We start from the raw sequence: 22,611 nt of genomic DNA on the forward strand, positions 1-22,611 counted from the left end.
GTCGTCGAGCACGACTCGGTCGCCGACGCCGAGCTGCTCGCCCGCGAGCTCGGGGCCCGGGTGATCGAGGAGATCAACCACACCTGAGCTCCGGCGAGCGCGCCGACGCCGCGGCTCACCGGCCGCCCGTCAGACTCGGACCCAGCACGCCCCAGCGATCACCACCAGCCACCACCAGCCACCCACCACCAGCCACACCCGAGGTGAACCCCATGAGCCAGAACCCGTTCGACGCCCTCGGCGGCGGAGGTCTCGACATGAACGCCCTGCTCCAGCAGGCCCAGCAGATGCAGGAGCAGCTCACCCAGGCCCAGGCCCGCCTCGCCGACACCGTGGTCGAGGGCACCGTGGCCGGTGGTGCGGTGACGGTCAAGGTCAACGGCGTGGGCGAGCTGGTCGGGGTCGACATCCGGGCGGGCGGCTTCGACGGGTCCGACGCCGACGACCTGTCCGACCTCGGCGACATGATCGTGGCGGCGTACCGCGACGCGAAGTCCCAGGCCGACGCCGCCGCCGGCGAGGCCCTCGGCCCGCTGGCCGGCGGGCTGGGCGGCATGGGTGGCGGGCTGCCCGGGGGCACTCCGGGTCAGCTCGGCTTCTAGGGGCGGTCGGTGTACGAAGGCGTCGTCCAGGACCTCATCGACGAGCTCGGCCGGCTGCCGGGCGTGGGGCCCAAGAGCGCCCAGCGCATCGCGTTCCACCTGCTGCAGGCCGACCCCGTCGACGTACGCCGCCTCGCCGACGTGCTGATCGAGGTCAAGGCCAAGGTGCAGTTCTGCTCCACCTGCTTCAACGTCAGCGAGGACGAGCAGTGCCGGATCTGCCGCGACCCGCGGCGCGACCCCGGCGTGCTGTGCGTCGTCGAGGAGTACAAGGACGTCGTGGCCATCGAGCGCACCCGTGAGTACCGCGGCCGCTACCACGTCCTCGGCGGCGCGATCAGCCCCATCGACGGCATCGGGCCCGACCAGCTGCGGGTCCGTGAGCTGATGACCAGGCTCGCCGACGGAGCCGTCACCGAGGTCATCCTGGCCACGGATCCCAACCTCGAGGGTGAGGCGACGGCGACCTACCTCACGCGCATGCTGAAGGTCCTTGACTTGCGCGTGACGCGGTTGGCGAGTGGACTGCCGGTGGGCGGCGACCTCGAGTACGCCGACGAGGTCACCCTTGGCCGTGCGTTCGCAGGGAGGCGAGCAGCAGAATGACCAGCACCCAGAACACCCCCGCCGGGAGCAGCAGCGCCCCGGTCCTCGACGCCGAGACGCTCGCCTTCGCCGAGCAGATCTCCGACCAGGTCGCCAGCTTCCTGCTCGCCCTGCGCGCGATCGCCCAGGAGAACGACGCGGGTCGCGCCGTCTCGCTGCTGCTGCTCGAGATCAGCCAGGTGCTGCTCGCCGGCGCCCGCCTGGGCGCCCAGCGCGACTTCACCCCGCGCGAGGAGTACCAGCCCGACGTCGGCCCCGAACCCGACCTCGACGAGATGCGGATGCGGCTGGCCGGGATGCTCGACAACGTCGACACCTACAGCTTCGTCTTCGACCCCTACGTGCCCGAGGTCGTCGAGAGCCAGCTCTCCGACGACCTCGCCTCGATCGCCACCGACCTCGACACCGGCCTGCGGCACTACCGCAACGGCCACGTCACCGAGGCCCTGTGGTGGTGGCAGTTCTCCTACGTCTCCAACTGGGGCAACCTCGCCGGCGCTGCGCTCAACGCGCTGCTCTCGGTGGTCAGCCACGACCGCCTCGACGTCGAGGTCGACCTCGACTCCGACCAGGTCGTCGTCGCCGAGCAGATGCTCTCCGACCCGTCCTGAGGCCCTCCTCGCCCCACCTCGTCCACGGCTGAGCCTGGCGCGGGGCGGCACCCGGGCGCGCCGGTAGACTCGGCCACCGGCCGGGCGCACCCCGTGACGGGAGGTCGCGCCGCAGCACGTGGAGCAGTCGAGGGGACAGAGCAGTGGGCATTGTCGTGCAGAAGTACGGCGGGTCGTCGGTGGCGGACGCCGACGGCATCAAGCGGGTGGCCCAGCGCATCGTCAACACCGAGGTCGTCGTGGTCGTCTCGGCGATGGGCGACACCACCGACGACCTGCGCGACCTCGCCGAGCAGGTGACGCCGCTGCCGCCGCCGCGCGAGCTCGACATGCTGCTGACCGCCGGCGAGCGCATCTCGATGGCGCTGCTGGCCATGGCGGTCTCCTCGCTGGGCCACGAGGCGCAGTCGTTCACCGGCTCCCAGGCCGGTGTCATCACCGACTCGGTGCACGGCAAGGCCAAGATCATCGACATCACGCCGGGGCGCATCAAGAGCGCCATCGACGAGGGCCACGTCGCCATCGTCGCCGGCTTCCAGGGCGTCTCCCAGGACACCAAGGACGTCACCACGCTGGGCCGCGGCGCCTCCGACACCACCGCCGTCGCCCTGGCAGCCGCCCTGGGCGCCGACGTCTGCGAGATCTACACCGACGTCGCCGGCGTCTTCACCGCCGACCCGCGCATCGTGCCGGCCGCCCAGAAGCTCGACCGCGTCTCTCACGAGGAGATGCTGGAGATGGCCGCCTCCGGCGCCAAGATCCTCCACCTGCGCTGCGTCGAGTACGCGCGCCGCTACGACGTCCCGATCCACGTGCGCACCTCCTTCGACACCATCGAAGGCACCTGGATCCTCCCCGACACCGCAGACACCGAAGGAGACACCGTGGAGCAGGCGATCATCGCGGGCGTGGCCCACGACCGGTCCGAGGCCAAGATCACCGTGGTCGGCGTGCCCGACAAGGTCGGCGAGGCCGCCCGCATCTTCGAGGTGCTGGCCGGCTCCGAGGTCAACATCGACATGGTCGTGCAGAACGTCTCGGCCGCGGCCACGGCGCGCACCGACATCTCCTTCACCCTGCCGCGCGAGGACGGCCAGAACGCCATGGCGGCGCTGGCGAAGATCCAGGACGAGGTCGGCTACGACAAGCTGCTCTTCGACGACCGCGTCGGCAAGGTCTCGCTCATCGGCGCGGGCATGCGCAGCCACCCCGGCATCACCGCGAAGTTCTTCGCCTCGCTCGCCGCGGCCGGGGTCAACATCGAGATGATCTCGACCTCGGAGATCCGCATCTCCGTCATCGTCGACGAGGGCCAGATCGACACCGCCGTGCGCGCCACGCACACCGCCTTCGACCTCGACGCCGACGAGGTCGAGGCCGTCGTCTACGGAGGGACCGGCCGATGAGCCGCGGCCTGCGCGTCGGCGTCGTCGGCGCCACCGGCCAGGTGGGCGTCGCGATGCGGCAGATCCTCGCCGAGCGCGACTTCCCGGTCGAGGAGATCCGGTTCTTCTCCTCCCCCCGCTCCGCCGGCAAGGTGCTGGACTACCGCGGCACCGAGGTCGTCGTCGAGGACGCCGAGTCCGCCGACCCGACCGGTCTCGACGTCGCGCTGTTCTCCGCGGGAGCCACCGCCTCCCGGGCGCTGGTGCCCCGCTTCGTCGAGGCGGGCGTGATCGTCGTCGACAACTCCTCGGCGTTCCGCAAGGACCCCTCGATCCCGCTCGTGGTCTCCGAGGTCAACCCCGAGGCTGCTGCCGAGGTCATCAAGGCCGGTCGCGGCATCATCGCCAACCCCAACTGCACGACCATGGCCGCGATGCCGGTGCTCAAGCCGCTGCACGACGAGGCCGGGCTCGTCCGCCTGGTCGCGTCGACGTACCAGGCCGTCTCGGGCTCCGGCGTCGCCGGCGTCGAGGAGCTGGCCACCGGTGTCGAGGCCGCCGGGGAGAAGGCCCGCGAGCTGGCCTACGACGGCGAGGCCGTCGCCTTCCCCGAGCCGGGGGTCTACAAGCGCACGATCGCCCACAACGTGCTGCCGTTCGCCGGCAACCTGGTCGACGACGGCCTGAACGAGACCGACGAGGAGCAGAAGCTCCGCAACGAGTCCCGCAAGATCCTCGGCATCCCCGAGCTCAAGGTGTCCGGCATCTGCGTGCGCGTCCCGGTGTTCACCGGTCACTCGCTGGCGATCAACGCCGAGTTCGAGCGGGCCATCTCGCCCGAGCGGGCGACCGAGCTGCTCGCGGACGCACCCGGCGTCGAGCTGACCGACATCCCGACCCCGCTGCAGGCCGCCGGCAAGGACCCGTCGTACGTCGGTCGCATCCGCGCCGACGAGGGCGTCGACGGCGGCCGTGGGCTGGCGCTGTTCATCAGCAACGACAACCTGCGCAAGGGTGCGGCCCTCAACACCGTGCAGATCGCCGAGCTCGTGGCGGCCTCCCGGGCCTGACCCACCGCCGAACCGTCACCCACGCACGGCCGAGAGGTCGCTGGCGCATGGCCGAGAGGTCGCTGGCGTGCGTGCGCGAGCGACTCCTCGAGCGTGCGTGAGTGACGGGTGGGCCGTGCGTGAGTGACGCTTCGGCGGGTCTCAGCCCTCCGCGGGCTCGATGACGCTGGTGGTGACCCAGTGCGAGAGCAGGAAGGTCGCGACGGTCATCACGGGGATGACGATGACCATCCACCACTCCTGAAGCACGTCGACCAGGAACAGCAGCGAGAGCACACAGGTCAGGCCCACGGCCAGGAAGCTGGTGCTCATCGGGTCCGGCACGCGCGCCAGGCGCAACAGGGTGCCGCCGAGCAGCACCATGGCGACCATCACGGCCACGAGCAGGGTGAAACCGGGACCGCCGCCGCAGGTGGAGACCCCGCGGACGCTCTCGCACAGCCGCAGCGAGCCGGCGGTGAGCAGGACGACCAGGAGACCGACCACCAGACCGGTGACGCCGGCCGCGACGCGACCGTCGATCGACAGGGGTGCGCGGGGCGCCTTCGGGGTCGGAGCGGGGACGGGCTGCGGCTCGGGTGCCGGCGCCGTGGCCGCCGGCGCGGGAGCGGCCGCGGCAGGGGCGGGGGCAGCGACGGCGGGCTCCTCGACGGGCGGGGCGGCGGGCGGGGCCTGGGCCGGAGCGGTCTCCAGGACCACGGTCTCCTCCGGGCTGTCGTCCCGGGCCGCTGTGCTGGTCGCCGGAGCGGCCGCCCCCGGAGTGCTGGCCGCCTGAGTGCTCGTCTCGTCGGCGCCCGACTCGGGGACAGGCGTCTCGTGGGCGCTCGGCTGGGCGTCGGGCGTCTCGTCGGCCGCCTTGCCCTTGCGACGACCGAACAGCCTCCCGAGGCTGGGTGCCTCGAGGGAGGGTGCGTCGTCGGGCCGCTGGTCGTCTGGCATGGGCCGAATCATGTCACGGCCGCCACACGATTCCAGCAGGACGCACACCCTGGACCGGCGCCGACGCGGGCGCCCCCGGGACAGCACGAGGGCCCGGATCCTGGAGCGGATCCGGGCCCTGCTGTCGGGCTGACAGGATTTGAACCTGCGGCCTCCTCGTCCCGAACGAGGCGCGCTACCAAGCTGCGCCACAGCCCGATCGGAGCGACCCCACGGGGCCACGTCCGCGAGGGAGCATAGCCGAGGCCCCTCAGCCCTCCCCAATCGGGACCAGCGTCAGCAGCACCGCCTCCGGACGGCAGGCGACGCGGATGCGCGCGTAGGGGGACGTGCCCAACCCGGCGCCCACGTGCATCCAGGTCGAGCCGGGGTCACCGGGGGCCGAGTCGGCGGGGTGGCGGTGCACCCCGCGGGCCCTCGCCGGCTCCAGGTCGCAGTTGGTGGCCAGGGCCCGCCCGCCCGGCAGGCACACCTGGCCGCCGTGGGTGTGGCCGGCCAGGACGGCGTCGTACCCGTCCCGGGCGAACGCGTCCAGCACCCGCAGGTACGGCGCGTGCGTGATGCCCAGCCGGACGTCCACCTCCGGGTCGGCCGGGCCGGCGACCTCGTCGAGCCGGTCGTAGCCCAGGTGCGGGTCGTCGACCCCGGTGAACGCGAGGTCCAGGTCGCCGACGCGCACCCGGCCACGGGTGTTGGTGAGGTCCAACCAGCCCGCGTCGGTGAAGGTCCGCGACAGCTCGCGCCAGGGCAGCTCGGGGACGTCGGTGTGCCGCTTGCCGGTGTCGGGCAGCAGGTAGGCGAAGGGGTTGCGGAAGGACGGCTCGAAGTAGTCGTTGCTGCCGTGGACGAAGACCCCGGGCACGTCCAGCAGGGGCCCGAGCGCGTCGGTGACCACCGGGACGGCGTCGCGGTGGGCGAGGTTGTCACCGGTGTCGACCACCAGGTCGGGGCGCAGCCCGGCCAGCCCCGCGAGCCACTCCTGCTTGGCTCGCTGACCGGGCGTCATGTGCAGGTCGGTCAGGTGCAGCACCCGCAGCGGCCGCGCCCCAGGCGGCAGCACCGGCAGCGTCCGCTCGCGCAGCACGTAGTGGCGCGCCTCCCACGCGGCGTACGCCGTCGTCGCGGCCCCCGCGACCAGCGCACCGGCCGCGAGGCGGGTGGTCGCCCTGCCGAGGGCGGAAACCGGGGTGAGGGCCACGCCCTCAGGCTGCCACAATGACCCGCATGAGCAGCCTCAAGGACCGACTCCGCGCCGATCTCACCACCGCCATGAAGGCCCGCGACGAGCTGCGCTCCTCCACGCTGCGGATGGTGCTGGCCGCCGTCACCAACGCCGAGGTCGCCGGCAAGACCGCCAAGACCCTCTCCGACGACGAGGTCATCGGCGTGCTCACCAGCGAGACCAAGAAGCGCCGCGAGGCCGCGACCGCCTTCGCCGACGGCGGCCGCGCCGAGAGCGCCGAGCGGGAGCGTGCCGAGGCCGAGGTGATCGCGGAGTACCTCCCCGAGCAGCTCTCCGACGCCGAGGTCGCCGACATCGTGACCGCTGCCATCGAGTCCACCGGCGCCGGGGCCGAGGGCATGAAGGCGATGGGCCGGGTCATGGGCGTCGTGCAGCCCCAGGTGAAGGGGCGTGCCGAAGGCGGTGCCGTCGCCGCGGAGGTACGCCGCCAGCTCGGCGCCTGAGGGGCGTCACACGGCCCTTCTCCCTGCTCGGACCTGATCGGCGCCGGCCCCGAGCGCCTGGCGGCGTGACAGCACACCGTGCTGGCGTCTGAGCAGGCGCTGGAGGTCGGGGTCGGACACCTCCCGATCATGCGTCGTCCGCGACCCCGGCGCCCGAGCGGCGATCGCAGGCTGTGGAGAACCTGCACCCGGTGGAGTGCGCCGCGTGAAGCTGGTTCACGCGATGCGCTCCACCCGCCGCGGCGGGCGGGGCCGGTCGGTCAGCGGTTGTTGCCCCGGCCGTTCCCGCGGCCGTTGCCCCGTCCGTTGCCGTTGCCGTTGTTGTTCCCGCCGTTGTTGTTGGTCTTCGGGGGCTTCGGCGGGCGACCGTTGGACTGGTAGAGCGTGATCGAGGAGCTCGAGGGCACGACCGCGCCGCCTCCGGGTGAGGAGTAGGCGACCAGCCCCTCGGCGTACCCGCTGTTGACGTAGCCGCCGTAGGAGACGACGAAGCCGGCGTCCTCGAGCTGACGGGTGGCGCCCTCGACGCCGAGCCCGGCCACGGACGGGACCGTGGTGGGCACGCCCGCCACGTCGGAGGCGTCAGGGGCGACGAAGTCCTCGTTCGGGAGCTCGCCCATGACGTTGCGCATGGCGGTGCCCCAGATCGGCGCCGCGAAGCCCGAGCCGGAGGCCGAGGAGATGTAGTTGGGCCCGACGGTCTGGCCGGTGAGGCTGATCGGGGTGCCGGACTGGTTGGCGCCGGCGATCATCGCCGCCGCGGCCATCGTCGGGGTGTAGCCGACGAACCACACGGACTTGCCGTCCTGGGTGGTGCCGGTCTTGCCTGCGGCCGGGCTGTCGAGCTGCCAGGACGAGGCGAAGCCACCGGGCTCGATGACGCCGCGCAGCACGTCGTTGACGGCGTCGGCGGTGGAGTTCTGCATCACCTGGCGGCACTTGGTGGGGTACTCCTTGAGCGTGTTGCCGGCCATGTCCTCGATCGACGTCACCGGCCGCGAGGTGCAGTGCAGGCCGCGCTCGGCGAAGGTCGCGTAGGCCTCGGCCATCTCCAGCGGGCTCACCGAGGCGACGCCGAGCGCGAAGGACGGCACCATCCAGCGGTCGGCGCCCTCCTTGCCCTTCAGGCCCACGATGCCCATCTGCTTGGCGAGCGTGAAGGGCTTGCACAGCCCCACCCGCTGCGAGAGCTCGATGTAGAAGGTGTTCACCGACTTCTGGGTGCCGGTGTAGAGGTTGAAGGTGCCTTCGCCGGTGGAGTTGCTGACCGGGTAGTCGGCCGGGTTGGAGAAGTTCTGCCCGTTGCAGACCTTGAACTCGTTCTGCTGGAAGGTCCGCGTCTGCGGGGCGGCGATCTGGGTGTTGAGCGGGATGCCCTGCTCCACGGCGGCGGCGAGCACGAACGCCTTGAACGTCGAGCCCGGCTGGAAGCCGCCGGAGTCGCCGTACTTCTTCGGCACGGTGTAGTTGAGGTAGGTCTGGCCAGCGGCCTTGTCGGCGCCCATCGGCCGGGACTGCGCCAGGGCGCGGACATCGCCGGTGCCGGGCTCGACCATCGCCAGGGCGCCGATGGCGTTGTCGCGCGGGTAGACCCGGTCGCGCACCGCAGCGTCGGCGCCGCGCTGGTAGTCGAGGTCGAGGGTGGTGCGGATCGTCAGGCCGCCGGTGTTGAGGAGGCTGCGGCGCTCCTTCTTGTTCTTGCCGAGCGCGTCGTCCTTGAGCAGCCACTGGATGACGTAGTCGCAGAAGAAGGGCGCGGCGGAGAACACGCAGCCGTTGCTGAACTTCTGCACGTCCAGCTTCAGCGGCTTGGACTGCAGGCGCTCGACGCGCTTGGAGTTGAGGATGCCGACGTCGTTCATCCGCTGCAGCACGACGTTGCGGCGCTGCAGCGCGCGCTCGGGGTTGTCGGTGGGGTCGTAGCCCTCGGGGTTGCGCACCAGGCCGGCCAGCGTCGCGGACTGCAGGACGTTGAGCTTGCTGGCGTTGGTGTTGAAGAAGTGCTTGGCCGCGGACTGGATGCCGTAGGCGCCGTCGCCGAAGTAGGCGATGTTGAGGTAGCGCTCGAGGATCCAGTCCTTGGTGTGGTTCTGCTCCAGGGCCACGGCGTAGCGCAGCTCCTTGAGCTTGCGCGCGTAGGTGTCGTCGGTGGCGGCGGCGCGCTCCTCGTCGGTGGCGGCCTGGTTGACCAGCGTCTGCTTGACCAGCTGCTGGGTGATCGAGGAGCCACCCTGCACCGTGCCGCTCTGGGCGGTGTTGGTGATGAAGGCGCGGATCGTGCCCTGCAGGTCCAGGGCGCCGTGCTGGTAGAACCGCGCGTCCTCCACGGCCACGATCGCCTTGACCATCTTGCGCGAGACCTGCGTCAGCGGGACCTCGACACGGTTCTGGTCGTAGAGGGTGGCCAACACGTTGCCGTCGACGTCGAGGATCGTCGAGCGCTGCGAGAGCTGCTCGGTCTCCAGCTCCTCGGGCAGGTTGTCCATCGTGTCGGCGACGTTGCGCGCGCTGACCCCCACCACACCGGCGAACGGGATGGCCAGACCGGCCACCAGCACCCCGAGGACGGCCGAGACGACGACCATGACCCCCAGGTGGGAGAGGACGCGGGTGCTCGTGGGACGCTCCGACATGGCGCCCAGGGTACGGGAGCGGCCCTACCACCCCGACCCGCCGTGGTCAGCCCGGACTAGTCATTTCGGGCCATGCCACTTGGGCTGAACGTGTCTGCCTGAGATCTGTGACACGACTTAACTTTGTTGCAGGGACATGGGGGCAGACGTCATGGGGACGCATTTGCTGCCTCCACGACAAGATGTGGGGACATCATCATGTGGGTTGAGGACTGGACTCCGCGCGCCGCGTGCAAGTCGGCGTCGCCGGATCAGCTGTTCGTGCGAGGTGCCGAGCAGAACAAGGCCAAGCAGGTCTGTCAGGGCTGCCCGGTGCGCACCGAGTGCCTCGCGGAGGCGCTGGACAACCAGATCGAGTGGGGCGTCTGGGGCGGGATGACCGAGCGGGAGCGCCGTGCGCTGCTGCGTCGCCGCCCGAACGCCTCCTGGCGCCAGGTGCTCGAGACCGCGCGCACGCAGACGCCGGGCCAGCAGGCCCCGGCGCCGGTCCGCGCGATCCGTTCCGCCTGATCGCAGCTGATCGCGGCCTGATCGCCGGCTGACGCTCGCCCGCCTCAGCGGCGGGCGAGCAGCTCGCCGACCCTGCGCAGACCGCGCAGGTCGTGCACGTCGCTGGCCAGCGCCGGCACCACGGCCGTGGCCACCCCCGGGTGCGCCGCGGTGAAGCGGGCGCGCAGCGCCGCCTCACGGGCCAGGGTGCGCATCCGGTCGGCGTGCAGCCGCAGCAGTCCGGCGGTGAGCTCACCGGTCGCCCCGGCGCTCCCGCGCGCCTCGATCCGCTCGGCGGCGGCCAGCGCCTCCTCGGCCGAGAGCTTCCCGCGCGGCTCGGGGCTGGCCCGGTTCACCACGAGCCCGGCCAGCGGCATCCGGTCGCCGTTCAACCGCTCGACGAAGTACGCCGCCTCGCGCAGCGCGTCCGGCTCCGGTGCCGCCACGACGACGAACGCCGTGCCCGGGGCCTGCAGCAGCGCGTAGGTGCGCTGCGCGCGGGCCCGGAAGCCGCCGAAGACCGTGTCGAGCGCGGCGACGAAGGTCTGCAGGTCGGTGAGGACCTGGGCGCCGAGCACCTTGGTCAGTGCCCCGGTGACCAGTCCGAGCCCGGCGGTCATCAGCTTGGCCGGCCCCTTGGCCGGCGCCAGCATCAGCCGGATGAAGCGGCCGTCGAGGAAGCTGGAGAGCCGCTCGGGGGCGTCGAGGAAGTCCAGGGCCGAGCGCGACGGCGGAGTGTCGACGACGATCAGGTCGTAGGTGCCCCGCTCCTGCGCGTCGGCGTGGATCTGGCCGAGCTTCTCCATCGCCATGTACTCCTGCGTCCCGGCGAAGGACGTCGAGAGCACGATGTAGAAGGGGTTCTCCAGGATCGCCTTCGCCTTCTCCGGCGTGGCCTGGCTGAGCACGACCTCGTCGAAGGTCGACTTCATGTCCAGCATCATCGCGTCGAGGCTGCCGCCGGCCGTGGCGTCGACGTCGGCGACGGGGCGCGGGGTGTTGTCGAGCTCCTCGATGCCCATCGACTGCGCGAGTCGGCGGGCCGGGTCGATGGTCAGCACCACGACCTTGCGGCCGCGCTCGGCGGCGCGGAGGGCCAGCGCGGCCGACGTGGTCGTCTTGCCGACTCCGCCGGAGCCGCAGCAGACGATGATGCGCGTCTGCGGGTCGTCGATGAGCGCGTCGACGTCCAGCGCCGGCGACTCGCCGGGGTGGGCCGCCAACGGCCCCACCCGCCCCTGACGGGGGCCCGCGGGGCTCATGCCAGCCCCTGGTCGCGCAGTGTCGCTGCGAGGTCGTAGAGGCCGCCGAGGTCGATGCCGCCGGCGAGCCGCTCGAGCTCGTACGTCGGCACCCCCAGCTGGTCGACCAGCGCTCGCTGCGACTCCTCCAGGGCCCGTCGCTCCGCGTGGTCGCGCGCCTCGGCGGCGAGCCCGTCGACGAGCGTCTTGGTGGTGCTGACGCCCACGGCGTCGAGCTCGGCGCGGACGGCCTCCTTGTCGAGCTTCCCGGCCGCGGCCAGGGCGAGGGCGTCGTCGGGGAGGTCGCGGGGGCGGACGAGGTTCACGATGACGCCGCCGACGGGCAACCCGGCGGCCCGGAGCTCCTCGATGCCGTCGGCGGTCTCCTGCACGGGCATCTCCTCCAGCACGGTGACCAGGTGCACGGCGGTGCGCGGGGACCGGAACAGCGTCATCATCGTGTCGGCCTGGCTCTTGATCGGCCCCACCTTCGCCAGCCCCGCCAGCTCGTCGCTGACGTTGAGGAACTGGGTGATGCGGCCGGTCGGCGGGGCGTCGAGCACCACGGCGTCGTACTGGATGGCGCCCTTGTTGCGGCTGTTGCGCTGCACCGCCTCGAAGACCTTGCCGGTCAGCAGCACGTCGCGCACGCCCGGGGCGATGGTGGTGGCGAACTCGATGACCCCGAAGCGGTCCAGCGCCTTCCCGGCGCGACCGAGTCGGTAGTACATCGCGAGGTACTCCAGCAGCGCCGACTCCGGGTCGATGTGCAGGGCGTGCACGGTGCCGGGGCGCGTCCCGGCACCGTCCGGACCGGTGCGCAGCCCCGTGGCGATGAGTGTCTCGGCGTACGGCAGGGGGTCGACGTCGAACATCCGGGCCAGGCCCTGGCGGCCCTCGACCTCGCAGACGAGGACGTTCTTGCCCTGGGAGGCCAGGGCGAGCGCCAGGGACGCGGCCACCGTCGTCTTGCCGGTGCCGCCCTTGCCGGTGACGACGTGCAGGCGCACCCGCGGCCAGTCGCTGCTCACGGCTCCCGACCCTAGGGCACCCCGACCCACCCCATCCGGTCGTCCGGGGAATCAGCGCCGGGCCCGACGTGAGCCTCCCCTCGCCCGAAGGGGTGAGCCCCGACACGCGTGACCGCGGCCGGATGGGGCAAGGTGTCAGACGGCCCTGATCGACACCGCCCCACAGGAGACGACATGACCACCACCTCACCACCGTCCAGCCAGGGAGGTGCGGCCGAGCCGCCCTCGACACCGCCCACGTCGCCGGGAGGCAAGCAGCCCCTCATGCGTGCCCCGCGGGTGTTCCTGCCCGCCGCCGGGCTGCTCGTGGTCTTCGTGGCGCTGGCCGCGATCTTCCCCGACCGGATGTCCGACGCGCTCTCGACCGCCAACACCACGGTCGTGCAGGACCTCGGCTGGTTCTACGTCGCCGTCGTGACCGGCTTCGTGGTCTTCTCCTTGTGGGCCGCGCTCTCGCCGATGGGCGACATCGTGCTGGGCAAGGACGACGAGGACCCCGAGTTCGGCCTCGGCTCCTGGTTCGCGATGCTCTTCGCCGCGGGCATGGGTATCGGTCTCGTCTACTGGGGCGTGGCCGAGCCGCTCAACCACTTCAACTCCCCGCCGCCCGGATCGGCGGCCGGTGACGCCGCGCAGACCGCGCGCACCGCGATGGACACCACGTTCCTGCACTGGGGGCTGCACGCCTGGGCGATCTACGTCGTCGTGGGCCTCGCGATCGCCTACGCCGTGCACCGCAAGGGCCGCCCCATCTCGATCCGCTACGCGCTCGAGCCGCTCTTCGGCAAGCGCATCCTCGGCTTCTGGGGTGATGTCGTCGACATCATCGCCATCATCGGCACGCTCTTCGGTGTCGCCACCTCGCTGGGCTACGGCGTCACCCAGGTCGGCTCGGGCCTGTCCTTCCTCGGCGTCGTCGACGAGGCCGGCACGGGCCTGCTGGTCCTGCTGATCATCGGCATCACCGCGATCGCGCTGGCCTCGGTGGTCTCCGGTGTCGACAAGGGCATCAAGCTGCTGTCCAACGTCAACATGGGCGTCGCTGCGGTGCTGCTCGCCCTGGTCCTGCTGCTCGGTCCGACGGTCTTCCTGCTCTCGGACTTCGTCACCCAGATCGGGTCCTACCTGCAGAACTTCCTGCGGATGTCGTTCAACGTCCGCCCGTTCCAGGGTGAGGACGGCCAGGCCTGGCTCTCGGGCTGGACCACCTACTACTGGGGCTGGTGGATGAGCTGGGCGCCGTTCGTCGGCGTCTTCATCGCCCGCATCTCCCGGGGACGCACCGTGCGCCAGTTCGTGATGGGCGTGCTCCTGGTCCCCACGATGGTGACCTTCCTGTGGTTCTCGGTGATGGGTGGCTCGGCCATCTACCGCGAGATGTTCGGCGAGGGCGGCATGATCGTCGACGGCGCCGTGCCGACCGACACCGCGCTGTTCGAGCTGCTCGACGGCCTGCCCATGGGCAGCGTGCTCTCGGTGGCCGCACTCGTCCTGATCGTGGTCTTCTTCGTGACCAGCTCCGACTCCGGCTCGTTCGTGGTCGACATGCTGGCCGAGGGCGGCGACCTCAACCCGCCGGTGTGGAGCCGGGCCTTCTGGGCGACCATGGAGGGCGTCGTCGCCGCGGTCCTGATCGTCGTGGGTGCCGGCGGTCTCGCCGCCCTGCAGACGATGTCGATCCTCGTCGCGGCGCCCTTCAGCATCGTGATGGTGCTGATGGTGATCGCGACCGCCAAGGCGCTGCTCGCCGAGCACAAGTGGTACCAGCGCAAGCGCCGCAAGTGGTTCGCCGAGCAGGTGGCCGACGAGCTGCGCGCCACCGGCGACCTGCCGAAGGTCGACTGAGCGCACCACCGCACCATCGCACGACCGCACCGGCCGGGGTCGGGACCGCATGGTCCCGGCCCCGGCCGTCGTCGTGCCCGCTCGTCGCACCTCGACCAGCGGTGGGGGTCGGTGCTCGTCGCGCCTCGCGCGCCCGTGTGAGTAGGGTCGGGCCCATGACGAAGTGGGAGTACCAGGTCGCACCGATTCCGCTGCACAACGAGGCGCTGATGCTGAACAACTTCGGCGAGGACGGCTGGGAGCTGGTCACCATCCAGACCAACGCCCAGGGCGGCCTCGTCGCGTTCCTCAAGCGGCCGAAGTCATGAGCACTCCCGAGGAGCGCCTGGCCGAGATGGGCCTCGCCGTCCCGGAGGTCGCCAAGCCCGTCGCGGCGTACGTGCCGGCGGTCCGCTCCGGTGACCATGTCTTCACCTCGGGCCAGCTGCCCATGCGGGCCGGCGAGCTGATGGTGACCGGCAAGGTCGGTGGCGAGGTGACGGCCGAGGAGGCCTACGCCTGCGCCCAGCAGTGCGTCCTCAACGCGATCGCCGCGGTGAAGTCCGAGATCGGCGACCTGTCCCGCGTCGTGCGCGTGGTCAAGGTCGTCGCCTTCATCGCCTCCACCCCCGACTTCACCGGCCAGCCCGGCGTCGCCAACGGTGCCTCCGAGCTGCTCGGCGAGGTCTTCGGCGACGCCGGCGTCCACGCCCGCTCCGCCGTCGGCGTGCCGGTGCTGCCCCTCGACGCGCCCGTCGAGGTGGAGCTGCTGGTCGAGGTCCGGTGAGGATCCCGCTCCCGCCGGTGCCGCTGCCGGAGACGGTGGTCGACGTCGCGCGGGAGTACGCCGACGGCACCCGCACCGCCGCCGAGCCCCGGGACGCGGCGACGGTCATCCTGCTGCGCCCCTCCGACTCCGGAGCCGGGCCGGAGGCCTACTACCTGCGCCGGCAGCTCTCGATGGACTTCGCGGGTGGCATGGCGGTCTTCCCCGGTGGGGGCGTCGACAGGCGCGACTTCGACCTCGAGGACGAGCACTGGGCCGGTCCGACGGCCGCGACCTGGGCCGAGCGCCTGGGCTGCACCGAGCCCGAGGCCCGCGCGTTGGTCTGCGCCGCGGTGCGCGAGACCTTCGAGGAGTCCGGGGTGCTGCTGGCCGGTCCCTCGGCCGACGAGGTCGTCGCCGACACCAGCGGCGAGGACTGGGAGGCCGACCGGGTCGCCCTCGAGGGCCGCGAGCTCTCCCTCACCGAGTTCCTCGACCGCCGCGGGCTGGTGCTGCGCACCGACCTGCTCGGCGCCTGGGACGCCTGGCTCACGCCGGTCTTCGAGCCCAAGCGCTACGCCACCTGGTTCTTCGTCGCCCGCCTGCCTGAGGGACAGGTCACCCGCGACGTATCCACCGAGTCCTCCTCGGTCACCTGGCTGCCCGCGGCGCTCGCCGCGGACCGGGCCGACAGCGGCGACCTGGCGATGATGCCGCCGACCTACCTGGTCTCCATGGAGGTCGGCACGTACGCCGACCCCGACGCGGTCCTCGACGCCGCCGCCGACCGACGGCTGGAGATGTTCTGCCCCTCGGTCGAGCCGCTCGGCGACGGCTGGACCCTCTCGATGCCCGAGCGGCTGCGGCCGGTCCTGGCGGCCCGGCGGGCCTGAGCTGCTGGTGACCGAGCGATGACTGACGGGGGCTGGGCCGGCGGACGGTTCGGGGAGCGCGGGCAGTGCGTGCTCGCCCCGAACCCGAACATCATGACGCTGGACGGCACCAACTCCTGGGTGCTGCGCGAGCCGGGCGCCCGGCGCTCGATCGTCATCGACCCCGGCCCGTCCGACCCCGGGCACCTCGCGGCGCTCGCGGAGGCGGCCGGCGGGCGGGGCAACGTGGCTGCCGTCCTGCTGACCCACCACCACGCCGACCACTCGGAGGCGGCACGGGAGTTCGCTGAGTCGGTCGGCTGCGGCGTACGCGCCCTGGACCCGGCGTACCGGTTGGGCTCGGAGGGCCTCGGCGACGGCGACGTCGTGGAGGCCGACGGTCTGGAGGTGCACGTCGTGGCGACGCCCGGACACACCGCCGACTCGCTGTCGTTCCTGCTGCCCGCCGAGCGGGCGGTGCTCACGGGCGACACCGTGCTGGGTCGCGGCACCACCGTGGTCGCCCACCCCGATGGCCAGCTCGGCGCCTACCTCGACTCCCTCGACCGGCTGCACGCGTTGGCCGAGCGCGCGGAGGCCGCGGCCGTGTGGCCCGGGCACGGGCCGGTCATCGGCGACGCGCTGGCGGCGCTGACCTACTACCGCGACCACCGGCAGGCGCGGCTGGCGCAGGTCGAGGCGGCGCTGGAGCACCTCGAGGACGAGCAGCTCGACGCCGAGGCGCTGCCGCGCCGCGTCGTGGAGCACGTGTACGCCGACGTCGACCCGGTCCTGTGGGGCGCGGCCGAGCTGTCGGTGCGCGCCCAGCTGGCCTACCTGCGCGGCCGCTGAGTCCTCGACGGACGTCGGGTGCTGGCGTCCCTGGCGAGGAGGAACAGCAGGAGCAGCAGCACCGCGACGAAGGCAGCGGCGACCGTGATGGCCCAGCGCTCCTCGCTCCAGGGCCAACCGGGCTCGGGCCGGTCGACGGTGGGACGGTCCAGCGTGACCAGGTCGATGGCGATGCTCGGCCGACCGACCGCGGAGTCCACGGTGCCGACGTCGGTGCTCGCACCCTGCTCGGCGTCGACCGGCACGATCGACAGCGTCCCGTCGGAGCCCTCGTTGTCGTCGCGCAGCACCAGGACGTGATCGTCGTCGACCCAGCCCAGCGCGGTGACCTGCCAGGGCCGGTCGTCCGGCATGCCCTCGGCGCCGACCGTCAGCCGGCGATCGAAGAGCGGCAGGGTCACCAGGTCGTAGCCGTCGAAGACGCTCAGCGCGAGCCTGCTCCCGTCCGGGGACAGAGCAGCCCCGGGGGAGAGGTCGACGCCCACCGGACGCCATGTCAGCGGAAGCGGAGGGGCCGGACAGCGCGCCCCTGGTGGGCACGAGGACAGGATCTCGATCTGGCCGCGCGTGACGACGTAGGCCGCACCGTCGTCGCGCGCGACGATCGCACCATCTCCCGCGACCCCCTCCACCTCGCCACTGAGTCCCGGTCCGACGACGCCGGCGACCGGCATGAACCCCGCGATCGAGGAGCCGGTCCACTCCCGGGTCTGGCGCCCCTGCCAGGCGAGCGACGTGCCGGAGGGCGACCAGGAGAGCCCCTCGACGAGGACGCCGGCGTCGCCGACGAGCTGGCGTCGCCACGCAGCCTCGCCCGTGGTCAGGTCGAGGACGCGGACACCGGTGCTGGCGCCGTTGCGGCCGAACCGGACGGTGCCGTAGGCCAGGCGGGTGCCGTCGGGGGAGAGAGCCAGCGGCTGCCAGTCGGACCCCGCGAAGGTGCGTGCCTCGAGGTTCGCCGACACCGCGTCGGGCAGGTCGAGCAGGTGGTGCTCCCCGGTCTCGGCGTCGACGACGACCGGCAGGCCACCGGGGGTCACCCAGGCGGCCGCCGCGGGGCCGACGGCCAGCTCGTCGCCGCGCAGCACCTCCTCGCGCATCCAGCCGCCGAACTCGGGATCGATGTCGGACATCCGCTCCGGTGGAGCATGCAGGTGGTCGGGGAGGCCGAGGCCGCCGACGGAGTCGGCGGGTGGGACCGCTCGGTCGTCGGCGCCCGGGAGCACGCCCGCAGCGAGCGCGACGCCGGCGACGACGGCGGCCCCGACCAAGGGCTCCTCCACGAGGTCGGCCAGGTGGGGCGCGGTGCGACGCAGTCGGTCCAGCGCCTGGCGGGTGGTGGACTTGATCGTGCCCCGGCTGACGCCGAGCACATCTCCCGTCTGCTGCTCGGTCAGGTCCTCGAAGAAGCGCAGCACCAGCACGGTGCGCTGCTTGGGGGTCAGCGTCGCGAGCGCGTCGCGGACGCTGAGGCGGACGTCGGGGTCGAGGAAGCGGTCGGCGGCGTCGTACCCCTCCAGGGCGTGCTCGCGCACGCCGCGGCGGCGACGCCACGAGGAGACCTGCTGGTGGTACATCGTGCGCCGGACGTAGGCCTCGGGCGAGGTGTGGATGCGCTCCCACCGCTCGGCCGCGCGCAGCAGGGCGGACTGGACGAGGTCCTCGGCCAGGTGCGGGTCGCCGGTCAGGAGGTACGCCGTCCGGGCGAGCGCGGGCGTGCGCGCGGCGACGAACGCCTCGAACTCCGCCTCGCGGGTCACCGACTCACCTCTCACACCCACTCAGACGCAGCGGGGCCAGGAAATGGGGGCACCCGAGGACGAGGAAGTCCCCGGGCTCCTCGTCGGAGCCACGGGGACTGCTCGTGAGAGGTGCGTCAGCGGGCGCGGCGGGAGAGCCGCTCGACGTCCATGATGACGACCGAGCGGGGCTCCAGGCGCAGCCAACCGCGCGAGGCGAAGTCGGCCAGCGCCTTGTTGACGGTCTCGCGGGAGGCGCCGACCAGCTGGGCGAGCTCCTCCTGCGTGAGGTCGTGGTGGACGTGGACGCCGTCGTCGGCGGTGCGGCCGAAGCGGTCGGCGAGGTCGAGCAGCGCCTTGGCGACGCGGCCGGGGACGTCGGAGAAGACCAGGTCGGCGACGACGTCGTTGGCCTTGCGCAGCCGGCCGGCCAGCTGGGCGAGCAGGCCGCGGGCGACGACGGGGCGACCCTCGAGCCAGCGCAGGAGGTCCTCGTGGGACAGCGAGGCGAAGGAGCAGTCCGTGACGGCGGTGACGGTGGCCGAGCGCGGGCCCGGGTCGAAGAGCGAGAGCTCACCGAACATCTGGCCGGGCCCGAGGATCGCCAGGAGGTTCTCCCGACCGTCGGAGGAGGTGCGGCCGAGCTTCACCTTGCCGTCGAGGACGATGTAGAGCTTGTCGCCGGAGTCGCCTTCGTGGAAGAGCACGTCGCCGCGGCGCAGGCGGTTCTCGCTCATCGAGGCGCGCAGCGCCGAGGCCGCCTCGTCGTCGAGGGCGCTGAAGAGCGGTGCCTGGCGGAGCACGTCGTTGTCCACGGGGGCCTCCTGGTGGGACGTCGCGGGCGTGGTGGGTCCACGGCGCAGAACTGCGCGTGTGGTGATCCTATCGAGTGGAATTCATCACAGGCACCACCGGGGGCGCCACCGCGTGGCGGTGCGGGGGGCTGGCGGGCCGGTCGCACGGGGTGTGAGGCACATCCCCCGGGGGTGTCCCCGCCGTCTCGTAGGGTGTCAGCGTGCCTGCGCCGGAGTCCCCCCTCGCCCTGACCCGGCGGGCCCGTCGCATCGAGCGGGTGCTCGCCGAGACCTATCCCGACGCCCGCTGCGAGCTGGACTTCGACGACCCCTTCCAGCTGCTGGTGGTCACCGTGCTCTCCGCGCAGACCACCGACAAGCGGGTCAACGCGGTGCGCCCGACCCTCTTCGCGGCCTACCCCGACGCTCGGGCGATGGCCGCCGCCGACCGCGAGACCCTCGAAGGCATCGTCGGGCCGCTGGGCTTCTTCCGGGCCAAGACCGAGTCGCTGCTCAAGCTCTCCGCCCACCTCGTGGAGCACCACGACGGGCAGGTGCCCGCTCGGCTCGACGACCTCGTGAAGCTGCCCGGGGTCGGCCGCAAGACCGCCAACGTCGTGCTCGGCAACGCCTTCGACGTCCCCGGCATCACCGTCGACACGCACTTCGGGCGTCTGGCCCGGCGCTTCGGCTGGACCGAGGAGACCGACCCCGTGAAGGTCGAGCACGCCGTCGGTGCGCTGTTCCTCAAGCGTGACTGGACGATGCTCTCGCACCACCTGATCTGGCACGGGCGGCGGCGCTGCCACGCCCAGAAGCCCGCGTGCGGTGCCTGCCCAGTGGCGCGGTGGTGCCCGGCGTACGGCGCGGGGCCGACGGACCCGGTGGCCGCCGAGAAGCTCGTGCGGACCGAGGGCCGCGCGTGAGGCGGCTGGTCGCGGCGGGGCTGCTGGCCGTGGTGCTCACCGGGTGCTCGGACCCCGAGGCTGCCTTCGTGCCCAACCCGCCGGACATCGACGTGGACACCCCGGCCCTGCGCGAGGCCAAGGACGAGGCCGGCATCGAGGACTGCGTGCCCGGGGAGGGCGACCCCGTCGACGGCGGTCTGCCGGCCGTGACCCTGCCCTGCCTCGGCGGCGGGCCGGCGGTCGACCTCTCGACGCTGCGGGGCCCGATGGTCGTGAACCTGTGGGCGTCGTGGTGCGGGCCGTGCCGGGAGGAGATGCCGGTGCTGCAGGAGTTCCACGCCACCCACGGCGACGAGGTCCCGGTGCTCGGCGTCGACTTCCAGGACCCCAACACCGGGCTCGCGATCGAGCAGCTCGCCGAGCGCGGCGTCACCTACCCCTCGGTCGCCGACACCGAGGCGGTGCTGAAGGCCGAGCCGCTGCGCGCGACCGCGCTGCCGCTGACCGCCCTGGTCGACGAGGACGGTGTGGTGGTGCGGGTCCTGCCGATGGAGCTGGAGTCGGTCGGCGAGCTCGAGGCACTGGTCCGCGAGCACCTGGGGGTGGACCTGTGACCGGGCCCATGGACGAGCCCGTGGACGGGGCGGTGGACCCGGCGGAGGACCTGCCCGACTGGCTGCACGAGGTGCGCGCCGGCGCCGAGGCGATCGACGCGCTCGACCTCACCCGCTTCACCCCGCCCGAGGACGGGTCGGCCCGCCCCGGTGCGGTGCTGATGCTCTTCGGCGAGGGGGAGCAGGGCGGCGAGCTGCTGCTGACCGAGCGTGCCCACGACATGCGTTCCCACCCCGGGCAGGTCTCCTTCCCCGGCGGCTCGCTGGACCCGGGTGAGACCGTCGAGGAGGCCGCGCTGCGCGAGGCCGAGGAGGAGGTCGGGCTCGACCCGTCCGAGGTGCGGCTCTTCGGCCGGCTGCCCGAGCTGTGGCTGCCCCCGTCCAACTTCGCCGTCACCCCCGTCCTCGGCTGGTGGGCGCACCGCTCCGGCGTGCACATCGCCTCGCGCGCCGAGGTGCACGCGATCCACCACGCGCCGATCAGCGAGCTGCTCGACCCCGAGCACCGCGTCACGGTGCGTCACCCGCGCGGCTACCAGAGCCCCGGCTTCCTCATCGGCCCCGACAAGGACGTCATCCTCTGGGGCTTCACCGGCGGCATCATCGCCCGCCTCTTCGACTACCTCGGCTGGTCGCGGCCCTGGGACGAGTCGCGCATCCAGGACCTCCCCGACTACATGCTCGCTGCCGACCACCGGGTCTCCGATGCGGCCCGGATGCTCGACATCGAGGAGGATCTGTAGGGATGAACCTCCTCGACTGGTTGCTCCTGCTCCTCGTCCTGGCCTACGCGCTGTCGGGCTACTGGCAGGGCTTCATCACCGGCGCGGCCGCGACCGCGGGCCTGCTGCTCGGCGGTCTGTTCGGCATCTGGCTGGCCCCGATCGCGCTGGGTGACGCCAGTCCGTCGCTGGTGGTCTCGCTGGGGGCGCTGTTCATCGTGATCGTCGCCGCCTCGTTGGGGCAGGCGATGTTCCAGTACGTCGGGGCGCGGGTGCGCTCCCGCATCACCTGGCAGCCCGTGCGGGCCCTGGACGCGGTCGGCGGTGCCGCGTTGAGCGCCGCGGCGGTGCTGCTGGTCGCGTGGGCGCTCGGCGTCGCCGTGTCCGGCTCGCGGATCGCCGGCATCACCCCGCTCGTACGCTCCTCGACGGTCCTGGCCAAGGTCGACCAGGTGCTGCCGACCTCCGCCGACGGCCTGCTGCAGGCCTTCAACGGCGTGGTGGGCACCGGCTTCTTCCCGCGCTACCTCGAGCCGTTCGCGCCCGAGCGCATCGTCGAGGTGGCCCCCGGGAACGAGAAGGTGCTGCGCAAGCCGGCGATCCAGGCGGTGCAGCCCTCGGTGCTGAAGATCCGTGGCACCAACGACTGCGGCTCGGGGATCGAGGGCAGCGGCTTCGTCTACGCCGAGGACCGCCTCATGACCAACGCCCACGTCGTCGCCGGCGTCGACGCCCCGCAGGTCCAGGTGGGTGACCAGACCGTCCAGGGCGAGGTCGTCTACTACAACCCCGACGTCGACGTCGCGGTGATCGAGGTCGACACCGGCACCGCGCCGGTGCTGGAGTTCGCCGACGCCGCCCCCCAGGATGCCGTCGTGATCGCCGGCTACCCCGAGGACGGTCCCTACGACCTGCGCGCCGGCCGCATCCGCGCCGAGCAACGGCTGCGCTCGCCCAACATCTACGGCAACGGCACCGTGATCCGCGAGGTCTACTCCCTGCGCGGGCTGGTGCGCCCCGGCAACTCCGGCGGCCCGATCGTCAACCCGCGTGGCGACGTGGTCGGCGTGGTCTTCGCAGCCTCGGTCACCGACGCCGACACCGGCTACGCCCTCACCACCGACCAGGTCGCGCAGGCCGCCGCCCAGGGCCGCGCCGGCACCCAGCCGGTCTCCACCGGGGGCTGCGCGAGCTGAGCCTCACCCGACTGGCGGGCGGACCCGGCTC

Annotated in this window: 23 protein-coding genes and 1 tRNA gene; 16 read left to right on the forward strand and 8 right to left on the reverse strand. The window is 72.4% G+C overall.

Features of this window, described 5'->3' with window-relative positions:
* Positions 1-212: 212 nt before the first annotated feature.
* The 5 genes from A6R01_RS15590 (at position 213) to A6R01_RS15610 (ending at position 4,274) form a co-directional block, all read left to right on the forward strand.
* A complete protein-coding gene (locus A6R01_RS15590) occupies positions 213-602 on the forward strand; it encodes a YbaB/EbfC family nucleoid-associated protein (protein ID WP_292607765.1) in 390 nt (129 codons plus the stop codon).
* Between the two features lie 9 nt (positions 603-611).
* Positions 612-1,208 (forward strand): recombination mediator RecR, encoded by a 597-nt coding sequence (gene recR / locus A6R01_RS15595; protein WP_292607768.1) that lies wholly within the window; start codon positions 612-614, stop codon positions 1,206-1,208.
* The gene (locus tag A6R01_RS15600) at positions 1,205-1,819 is read left to right on the forward strand and encodes a DUF5063 domain-containing protein (protein WP_292607770.1); all 615 of its coding nucleotides are present in this window, start codon (positions 1,205-1,207) and stop codon (positions 1,817-1,819) included. Before recR ends, A6R01_RS15600 begins: the two co-directional genes overlap by 4 nt.
* Before the next feature lie 143 nt (positions 1,820-1,962).
* The gene (locus A6R01_RS15605) at positions 1,963-3,225 is read left to right on the forward strand and encodes an aspartate kinase (protein ID WP_292607772.1); all 1,263 of its coding nucleotides are present in this window, start codon (positions 1,963-1,965) and stop codon (positions 3,223-3,225) included.
* Complete coding sequence (locus A6R01_RS15610; protein WP_292607774.1) at positions 3,222-4,274, forward strand: aspartate-semialdehyde dehydrogenase; 1,053 nt, start codon at positions 3,222-3,224, stop codon at positions 4,272-4,274. Before A6R01_RS15605 ends, A6R01_RS15610 begins: the two co-directional genes overlap by 4 nt.
* A gap of 141 nt (positions 4,275-4,415) precedes the next feature.
* Here the strand turns inward: A6R01_RS15610 and A6R01_RS15615 are convergent, their stop codons facing one another.
* The 3 genes from A6R01_RS15615 to A6R01_RS15625 all read right to left on the reverse strand — a co-directional run bounded on the left by A6R01_RS15615 (position 4,416) and on the right by A6R01_RS15625 (position 6,411).
* Positions 4,416-5,213: a hypothetical protein gene (locus A6R01_RS15615; RefSeq protein WP_292607776.1), complete on the reverse strand. Its 798-nt coding sequence runs from the start codon at positions 5,211-5,213 to the stop codon at positions 4,416-4,418.
* A 124-nt stretch (positions 5,214-5,337) separates the two neighbouring features.
* Positions 5,338-5,411: transfer RNA gene (locus A6R01_RS15620), tRNA-Pro, on the reverse strand.
* A 52-nt stretch (positions 5,412-5,463) separates the two neighbouring features.
* The gene (locus tag A6R01_RS15625; protein ID WP_292607779.1) at positions 5,464-6,411 is read right to left on the reverse strand and encodes a metallophosphoesterase; all 948 of its coding nucleotides are present in this window, start codon (positions 6,409-6,411) and stop codon (positions 5,464-5,466) included.
* 26 nt (positions 6,412-6,437) lie between these two features.
* Here A6R01_RS15625 and A6R01_RS15630 point away from each other — a divergent pair, with 26 nt between their 5' ends.
* A complete protein-coding gene (locus A6R01_RS15630) occupies positions 6,438-6,899 on the forward strand; it encodes a GatB/YqeY domain-containing protein (protein ID WP_292607782.1) in 462 nt (153 codons plus the stop codon).
* 260 nt (positions 6,900-7,159) lie between these two features.
* Here A6R01_RS15630 and A6R01_RS15635 read toward each other — a convergent pair whose 3' ends face one another.
* Positions 7,160-9,532, reverse strand: coding sequence for a penicillin-binding protein (locus A6R01_RS15635; protein ID WP_292607784.1), 2,373 nt, complete (start codon positions 9,530-9,532; stop codon positions 7,160-7,162).
* Positions 9,533-9,730: 198 nt separating this feature from the next.
* Here A6R01_RS15635 and A6R01_RS15640 point away from each other — a divergent pair, with 198 nt between their 5' ends.
* Positions 9,731-10,042, forward strand: a complete 312-nt coding sequence (locus A6R01_RS15640) for a WhiB family transcriptional regulator (protein WP_292607786.1) — start codon at positions 9,731-9,733, stop codon at positions 10,040-10,042.
* A gap of 44 nt (positions 10,043-10,086) precedes the next feature.
* Here A6R01_RS15640 and A6R01_RS15645 read toward each other — a convergent pair whose 3' ends face one another.
* Both A6R01_RS15645 and A6R01_RS15650 read right to left on the reverse strand, forming a co-directional pair.
* A complete protein-coding gene (locus A6R01_RS15645) occupies positions 10,087-11,283 on the reverse strand; it encodes an ArsA-related P-loop ATPase (protein WP_292607788.1) in 1,197 nt (398 codons plus the stop codon).
* The gene (locus tag A6R01_RS15650; RefSeq protein ID WP_292607791.1) at positions 11,280-12,293 is read right to left on the reverse strand and encodes an ArsA-related P-loop ATPase; all 1,014 of its coding nucleotides are present in this window, start codon (positions 12,291-12,293) and stop codon (positions 11,280-11,282) included. The genes A6R01_RS15645 and A6R01_RS15650 overlap by 4 nt, the downstream gene beginning before the upstream one ends.
* 264 nt (positions 12,294-12,557) lie before the next feature.
* Between A6R01_RS15650 and A6R01_RS15655 the strand changes: the two genes are divergently transcribed.
* The 5 genes from A6R01_RS15655 to A6R01_RS15675 all read left to right on the forward strand — a co-directional run bounded on the left by A6R01_RS15655 (position 12,558) and on the right by A6R01_RS15675 (position 16,607).
* Complete coding sequence (locus tag A6R01_RS15655) at positions 12,558-14,138, forward strand: BCCT family transporter (RefSeq protein WP_292607793.1); 1,581 nt, start codon at positions 12,558-12,560, stop codon at positions 14,136-14,138.
* Positions 14,139-14,293: 155 nt separating this feature from the next.
* Entirely contained in the window at positions 14,294-14,446 is a 153-nt protein-coding gene (locus A6R01_RS15660; protein ID WP_292607796.1) for a hypothetical protein, read from the forward strand.
* Positions 14,443-14,904 (forward strand): RidA family protein, encoded by a 462-nt coding sequence (locus A6R01_RS15665; RefSeq protein WP_292607798.1) that lies wholly within the window; start codon positions 14,443-14,445, stop codon positions 14,902-14,904. Before A6R01_RS15660 ends, A6R01_RS15665 begins: the two co-directional genes overlap by 4 nt.
* A complete protein-coding gene (locus tag A6R01_RS15670; RefSeq protein WP_292607800.1) occupies positions 14,901-15,776 on the forward strand; it encodes an NUDIX hydrolase in 876 nt (291 codons plus the stop codon). Before A6R01_RS15665 ends, A6R01_RS15670 begins: the two co-directional genes overlap by 4 nt.
* Before the next feature lie 18 nt (positions 15,777-15,794).
* Positions 15,795-16,607, forward strand: a complete 813-nt coding sequence (locus tag A6R01_RS15675) for an MBL fold metallo-hydrolase (RefSeq protein WP_292607803.1) — start codon at positions 15,795-15,797, stop codon at positions 16,605-16,607.
* Here A6R01_RS15675 and A6R01_RS18360 read toward each other — a convergent pair.
* The gene (locus A6R01_RS18360) at positions 16,589-18,367 is read right to left on the reverse strand and encodes a SigE family RNA polymerase sigma factor (RefSeq protein ID WP_366925119.1); all 1,779 of its coding nucleotides are present in this window, start codon (positions 18,365-18,367) and stop codon (positions 16,589-16,591) included. The genes A6R01_RS15675 and A6R01_RS18360 overlap by 19 nt on opposite strands.
* A 116-nt stretch (positions 18,368-18,483) precedes the next feature.
* Positions 18,484-19,161: a Crp/Fnr family transcriptional regulator gene (locus A6R01_RS15685; protein ID WP_179529613.1), complete on the reverse strand. Its 678-nt coding sequence runs from the start codon at positions 19,159-19,161 to the stop codon at positions 18,484-18,486.
* Between the two features lie 200 nt (positions 19,162-19,361).
* Here A6R01_RS15685 and nth point away from each other — a divergent pair, with 200 nt between their 5' ends.
* From nth to A6R01_RS15705, 4 genes are read left to right on the forward strand one after another with little or no spacing between them, the layout of a single operon-like run.
* Complete coding sequence (nth, locus tag A6R01_RS15690) at positions 19,362-20,066, forward strand: endonuclease III (protein WP_292607805.1); 705 nt, start codon at positions 19,362-19,364, stop codon at positions 20,064-20,066.
* Positions 20,063-20,662: a TlpA disulfide reductase family protein gene (locus A6R01_RS15695; RefSeq protein WP_292607808.1), complete on the forward strand. Its 600-nt coding sequence runs from the start codon at positions 20,063-20,065 to the stop codon at positions 20,660-20,662. Before nth ends, A6R01_RS15695 begins: the two co-directional genes overlap by 4 nt.
* Positions 20,663-20,670: 8 nt before the next feature.
* Positions 20,671-21,405: a CoA pyrophosphatase gene (locus A6R01_RS15700; protein ID WP_292607811.1), complete on the forward strand. Its 735-nt coding sequence runs from the start codon at positions 20,671-20,673 to the stop codon at positions 21,403-21,405.
* Positions 21,406-21,407: 2 nt separating this feature from the next.
* On the forward strand, positions 21,408-22,580 hold the full coding sequence (locus A6R01_RS15705; protein WP_292607814.1) for a MarP family serine protease: 1,173 nt from the start codon (positions 21,408-21,410) through the stop codon (positions 22,578-22,580).
* Positions 22,581-22,611 lie beyond the last annotated feature (31 nt).

It is taken from the genome of Nocardioides sp. REDSEA-S30_B4 (assembly GCF_001627265.1).
Classification (GTDB): domain Bacteria; phylum Actinomycetota; class Actinomycetes; order Propionibacteriales; family Nocardioidaceae; genus Nocardioides.

Coding starts and splice junctions, on each gene's coding strand:
- A6R01_RS15630 (WP_292607782.1), top strand. CDS start 6,438: ATGAGCAGCCTCAAGGACCGACTCCGCGCCGATCTCACCACCGCCATG.
- A6R01_RS15615 (WP_292607776.1), bottom strand. CDS start 5,213: ATGCCAGACGACCAGCGGCCCGACGACGCACCCTCCCTCGAGGCACCC.
- A6R01_RS15655 (WP_292607793.1), top strand. CDS start 12,558: ATGCGTGCCCCGCGGGTGTTCCTGCCCGCCGCCGGGCTGCTCGTGGTC.
- A6R01_RS15640 (WP_292607786.1), top strand. CDS start 9,731: ATGTGGGTTGAGGACTGGACTCCGCGCGCCGCGTGCAAGTCGGCGTCG.
- A6R01_RS15660 (WP_292607796.1), top strand. CDS start 14,294: ATGACGAAGTGGGAGTACCAGGTCGCACCGATTCCGCTGCACAACGAG.
- A6R01_RS15610 (WP_292607774.1), top strand. CDS start 3,222: ATGAGCCGCGGCCTGCGCGTCGGCGTCGTCGGCGCCACCGGCCAGGTG.
- A6R01_RS15705 (WP_292607814.1), top strand. CDS start 21,408: ATGAACCTCCTCGACTGGTTGCTCCTGCTCCTCGTCCTGGCCTACGCG.
- A6R01_RS15645 (WP_292607788.1), bottom strand. CDS start 11,283: ATGAGCCCCGCGGGCCCCCGTCAGGGGCGGGTGGGGCCGTTGGCGGCC.
- A6R01_RS15700 (WP_292607811.1), top strand. CDS start 20,671: ATGGACGAGCCCGTGGACGGGGCGGTGGACCCGGCGGAGGACCTGCCC.
- A6R01_RS15600 (WP_292607770.1), top strand. CDS start 1,205: ATGACCAGCACCCAGAACACCCCCGCCGGGAGCAGCAGCGCCCCGGTC.
- A6R01_RS15675 (WP_292607803.1), top strand. CDS start 15,795: ATGACTGACGGGGGCTGGGCCGGCGGACGGTTCGGGGAGCGCGGGCAG.
- A6R01_RS15665 (WP_292607798.1), top strand. CDS start 14,443: ATGAGCACTCCCGAGGAGCGCCTGGCCGAGATGGGCCTCGCCGTCCCG.
- A6R01_RS15590 (WP_292607765.1), top strand. CDS start 213: ATGAGCCAGAACCCGTTCGACGCCCTCGGCGGCGGAGGTCTCGACATG.
- A6R01_RS15635 (WP_292607784.1), bottom strand. CDS start 9,532: ATGTCGGAGCGTCCCACGAGCACCCGCGTCCTCTCCCACCTGGGGGTC.